This is a genomic window from Enterobacter sp. SECR19-1250 (assembly GCF_013391025.1).
Taxonomy (GTDB): domain Bacteria; phylum Pseudomonadota; class Gammaproteobacteria; order Enterobacterales; family Enterobacteriaceae; genus Enterobacter; species Enterobacter cloacae.
On sequence record NZ_JACASJ010000265.1, the window covers coordinates 1 to 1206 of the forward strand.

Below are 1206 nucleotides of genomic sequence, written 5' to 3' on the forward strand. Positions count from 1 at the left end.
GCTTATGAAGACATTACTAACATCGGGGTGTACTAATCAACGGGGAGCAGGTCACTCTTTTATAAGAGCTAATTTTTTCTCGTCTTTTGCTTCTGCGATAATTGCCAATTTATTAACATCGTACTTACTTTCAAAAAACAAAACCCCATTTTCATCAAAAATTTTGGTATGCACTGTCATTTTTATTTAGCCTAAATTGATTAAGTCGGCATCCCCCGTCCTGTAAAACGGGGGTAGTCTCAGGATAACTACGGGCTTTCAGCCAGCATAGCTAACTATTTTTGACCTTAAACGTTAATTCACCTTTTTCGTTTACATCTATCTCATTCATTTTATTTTCGATTAAAAAATGCACTAAATCAGACTCTTTATAAATGATGTTTATTCCATTCATGATGTTTTTCTTAGTGAGTTCATACGAAAGAACTCCTAAATCGATAGACTCAGAATCCTTCAATCGTATTGTTTTAATTAGATTTTTCTTCATTTCGGCTATCTCTGTATCTGTTTTGATCAATCATATTACATGTATACATATTTTCAATTACTAGTTGACAGGTAATCCGTTACAGGTGTACTTTTCTGTTTAATGTAATTAGTAATGTGTATACATGGTGCTTTTATGAACATCATCTACTTCGACTACATACCAGATTTTGGAGTCAATGCTAGCATCGGCGGGGAATGGGACTTTTACCGCTCCTTTGATGAGCTGGTAGATGAATGTTTTGGCTTCTATGGTGATGATTTTCTTTTAGTTTCTGTTGTTCTGCATTCTGATTCTTTCGTGGGTTATAGGGAGTCACTGACATGCAACTGACGGAAAGAAATGTCAAGATTGACTATCTTGCTTTTACCATGCCTTTCTGTTCCCTCAAATCGTTGGAAACGTACCCGCATGGGCTAAATGAATGGCGCAAGTACGGAATTTATCCAACATTTCATAACCATGTATCTCATAAGGATGCTTTTTTTACCGATGTGATTAAAGGTGGTAAATGGTGTCCGTCCGACGATGAACTAAACGAACAGGTTCAAAGCTACACGACTGATTCAAAAGGTGAACTTGAGCAAAAAATAAATGACCTGAATAGGGAGATTTATTTAGCGCGTATGCATCGCCTTAAATTGTGGTTGTCCGCAGTCTTTGGGCGGCTTTGTTGAATAAATCAGATTTCGGGTAAGTCTCCCCCGTAGCGGGTTGTG

General features: G+C 37.4%; 4 protein-coding genes. 2 read left to right on the top strand and 2 right to left on the bottom strand.

The features are described from left to right. Window positions 1-51: 51 nt before the first annotated feature. Together HX884_RS27440 and HX884_RS26495 are read right to left on the bottom strand one after the other, a co-directional pair. Window positions 52-180, bottom strand: a complete 129-nt coding sequence (locus tag HX884_RS27440) for a hypothetical protein (RefSeq protein ID WP_256737206.1) — start codon at window positions 178-180, stop codon at window positions 52-54. 91 nt (window positions 181-271) lie between these two features. Then, window positions 272-487: a hypothetical protein gene (locus HX884_RS26495; RefSeq protein ID WP_080330023.1), complete on the bottom strand. Its 216-nt coding sequence runs from the start codon at window positions 485-487 to the stop codon at window positions 272-274. 135 nt (window positions 488-622) lie between these two features. Here HX884_RS26495 and HX884_RS26500 point away from each other — a divergent pair, with 135 nt between their 5' ends. Further along, window positions 623-820 carry a hypothetical protein gene (locus tag HX884_RS26500; protein ID WP_178329037.1) on the top strand — a complete coding sequence of 66 codons (198 nt, stop codon included), beginning with the start codon at window positions 623-625 and terminating at the stop codon, window positions 818-820. Beyond that, on the top strand, window positions 811-1164 hold the full coding sequence (locus tag HX884_RS26505) for a hypothetical protein (RefSeq protein WP_178329038.1): 354 nt from the start codon (window positions 811-813) through the stop codon (window positions 1162-1164). The genes HX884_RS26500 and HX884_RS26505 overlap by 10 nt, the downstream gene beginning before the upstream one ends. The last annotated feature ends 42 nt before the right edge of the window (window positions 1165-1206 follow it).